This window comes from Raoultella sp. (assembly GCF_039594335.1).
Lineage (GTDB): Bacteria > Pseudomonadota > Gammaproteobacteria > Enterobacterales > Enterobacteriaceae > Klebsiella.
In genome coordinates this window covers 1-3,300 of record NZ_JBCNNS010000260.1, presented here as the reverse complement: position 1 = coordinate 3,300, position 3,300 = coordinate 1, and the positions used below count along the sequence as shown (strand labels likewise).

Here is a 3,300-nt window from a genome sequence, read left to right as displayed (position 1 = left end):
GTCATCCCTGCACGCCAGCCGTAGTGCAGCGCCGCCGCCCCCACCACCATCGGGATCAGCGCGCCGCCGACGTTATGCGCGGTATTCCATAGCGCCCACCAGCCGCCGCGTTCGGTCCGCGAATACCAGGCCGTCAGCAGCCGGGCGCAGACCGGAGAGCCCCAGCCCTGGAAGAAGGCATTCAACGCCCACAGCAGCGCAAAAGCCCACAGCGAGGTGGAAAAACCGAACAGAATATTCACCACCCCGGTAGCGATAAGCCCCAGGCCCATAAAATAGCGGGCGTCGGAGCGGTCGCTAACGATACCGGAGAAAAATTTCGACAGCCCGTACGTGATATAGAACAGCGTGGCCAGCAGGCCAATATCGCTACGAGTCAGCACATTGCTGGCAAGAATTTCAGGCACCGCGGCATTAAAGCTTTTGCGGGTGAAATAAAACAGCGCGTAGCCAAGCCAGATAGTGAGCAGAATATGTCGACGCCAGTAACGATAACGCTCGTCCAGCTCGCGTTTATCGCTAACTGGCGCGGCGTCCGGCGGCGCTTTTAAAAAGGCAAACATCGGCGCTCCTCTCAGGCGTAACGCAGCGGTAGATTGACGCACACGCGGGTACCGTGTGTGCAGGAGATAGTTAACGTACCGCCGAGGGCGGTCACACGTTCGCGCATGCCGGTCAGGCCGAACCCCTGCAGATTCGACCCCGGCGGCAGGCCGCAACCGTCATCTTCCAGCACCAGCATTAGTCGCTCATCCTGCTGCCAGCCCTGCAGGGTAACAGCGCTGGCGCTGGCGTGCTTGACGATATTATTCAGCCCCTCCTGGCAAACGCGAAACAGCGTCACACGCTGGTTCTCGCTCAGTCCCGCCTCGTTAATCCGCCAGTCGAGATGGCTGACAATGCCGCGGTCCTCCAGCTCCATCTCGCGCATCAACGAACGTACTGCCTGCTCCAGCGGCAGGTCGTCGAGCTGACGCGGACGCAGACGGCCTAGCAGTCTACGCACCGAGTCGTAAACTCCCAGCGACAGCTGTTCTATCAGCTGGCCGCTCTGGCGCACGCTGGCGTTATTCGGCGCCAGCCGTTGCACGATCCCCGCCTGGGTGCGAATTGCCGTGATAGTCTGGCCAATATCATCATGGAGCTCGCGCGCCACGTCGCGCCGCACGCTCTCTTCGGTCTCCAGCAGACGTTCCGCCAGCCGCCGATTTCGCGCCAGCTCGTTCTGTAGCGACAGGTTAAGCTCGCGCAATCGCTGGATCCCCGCGCCCAGCAGCAGCCCGGTGAGGCTCTGCGCCAGCAGCGAAAGCAATAGATCGACCGGGTGATCGTGCCAGGTCTGGCTGGCAATCAGCGCAATCGCGTTCATCAGGGTGGCGATCAGCGCCCCCTGCCAGCCGTAGTGCCAGGCGAGGGCAATAATCGGCAGCGCGAGGCAAAATGGGGTAAAGCGGGAGAGCTCGGCGGGCAGCCCAAGCTGCAGCCACAGGCTAATGGTGAATAACAGCAGGTACCAGATCAGATGCCGACCGCGCCAGTTAATCGGCTGGGAGACCAGCGCGGGCCCCAGTGGCCTCCAGACGGTACTGGTAAGATAGTGCCAGATAACCAGGCAGGTCGGCGCCAGCGTCAGACCGCCGGTCAACGTCAACAACAGCGCGGTCAGTCCCTCACTGCCTTCTTGCGCCAGCCACGGCAGCAATTGCAGTAGCGAGGCGGCGATCAGCGCCCCGCCCTGGCGCAGCAGCGTCAGCCAGTCGCGCTGATGGCGATAGCGAGAGATCAACGCCACCGGCAGCAGAGTCAGCAGACTTCCGGTCATCAAAATTATCGGGTGCGCCAGCGCCACCTCCTGCGCCAGCCAGAAGATAAGCAGCCACTCGGCGCCCAGCAGCACCGGCCAGTAGCCACGCGGGCATTGCAGCATCAGCCCTAAACGCAGGCCAAAGGGAAACAGCAACACCGCTAAATCCGCACGCTCCACCAGATGCAGACTGATGCTCCACAGGCAGAACCAGGCTGCGGAGAAGATAAAGGCGCAGCCGATCACCGACAGCAATCGTGAGACGACAGCCTTCATTGCCAGCTATCGAACATGCGGCGCGCCAGCTCAACGTCGTTGCTGACGCCCAGTTTTTCCAGCAGGTTGGCGCGGTGAACGTGAACGGTTTTCGGCGACAGGCCGAGCTCGGCGGCAATCTCTTTCACCGCCATGCCCTGCGCCAGCTTTTCCGCCACCTGGCGTTCGCGTTTGGTGAGCGGATCCTGGCGCCCGGCGGCCAGCTTCATGGCGATATCCGGCGTGAGATAGCAACCGCCCGCCGCCACCGTGCGGACCGCGGCGATCAGTTCATCCGGACTGCAGCGTTTCGACAGGAAGCCGCGCGCGCCGGCGTTCAGCGCCTGCTCGATCAGCGCCGGGCTGTCGTGTACCGACAGCATGATGGTCGCCATCCCCTTCGGCAACTGGCTGAGCAGCTCCAGCCCGGAAATATCCGGCATGGAGATATCGCAGATACAGACCTGAACGCCGCGCCCCGGTAGCCCCGCCAGCGCTTCGCGGCCGCTACCAAATTCGGCGACAACCTGAAAATCAGCTTCCAGCCCCAGCAGCTGAGCAAAGCCGGAGCGGACAATCAAATGATCGTCAATAAGGGCGATGGTAGTCATGGTGTTTCCTGGTGCCTGAAAGCGCCGGATGGCGGCGTAAACGCCTTATCCGGCCTACGGATCCACTCCCTGTAGGCCGGATAAGCGCAGCGCCATCCGGCAAAGGCGCTTACCTTAACCATAAGCACCTTACCGTTCAAGCCTTGCGCGATTTACTCGAAGAACACCGCAATTTTGTTAAACATGGTGGGATCGGACTGGTTACGCGCCACTTTGGTGACATCTTCCAGCTTTTCAATCTGGCTAATCATCTGCCCCAATCGCTGGTCATCATTTACCAGCAGCCAGATGCGGCTGTGTTCGCTGCCCTGAATTGGCAGACAGAGAATGCCTTCGACGTTAAACGCCCGACGGGCAAATAGCCCGCAAACGTGGGTCATGACGCCGGGATGGTTACGGACGGTGAGTTCCAGAATGACGTTATCACATTGTTTTTGCATGGCTTATTCCCCCACCATTTCAGTATTGGCCGCACCCGGCGGTACCATCGGATACACTTTCTGCTGCGCGTCGATACGCACGTGGATCAACGCCGGCCCCGGACGGTCGATAATCGCCTGCAGCGCCGCCTGCGGATCGGCTTCGTTATTTAAATCACAGGTTTGCAGGCCAAAACCGGCGGCGATCTGC

4 protein-coding genes and 1 pseudogene are annotated in these 3,300 nt (G+C 61.0%); all 5 read right to left on the bottom strand.

Features of this window, described 5'->3' with window-relative positions; all coding sequences use genetic code 11:
* On the bottom strand, positions 1–563 hold a 563-nt coding region (locus ACZAHD_RS22675), incomplete at its 3' end, for an MFS transporter (RefSeq protein WP_462458730.1).
* Between the two features lie 11 nt (positions 564–574).
* On the bottom strand, positions 575–2,059 hold the full coding sequence (gene uhpB, locus ACZAHD_RS22670) for a signal transduction histidine-protein kinase/phosphatase UhpB (protein ID WP_170919921.1): 1,485 nt from the start codon (positions 2,057–2,059) through the stop codon (positions 575–577).
* Positions 2,060–2,076: 17 nt separating this feature from the next.
* Positions 2,077–2,670 (bottom strand): transcriptional regulator UhpA, encoded by a 594-nt coding sequence (gene uhpA / locus ACZAHD_RS22665; RefSeq protein WP_008806764.1) that lies wholly within the window; start codon positions 2,668–2,670, stop codon positions 2,077–2,079.
* A gap of 152 nt (positions 2,671–2,822) precedes the next feature.
* Positions 2,823–3,110, bottom strand: a complete 288-nt coding sequence (gene ilvN / locus ACZAHD_RS22660; protein ID WP_002923283.1) for an acetolactate synthase small subunit — start codon at positions 3,108–3,110, stop codon at positions 2,823–2,825.
* Positions 3,111–3,113: 3 nt separating this feature from the next.
* A pseudogene (locus ACZAHD_RS22655) lies at positions 3,114–3,300 on the bottom strand (acetolactate synthase large subunit); the annotation flags it as partial.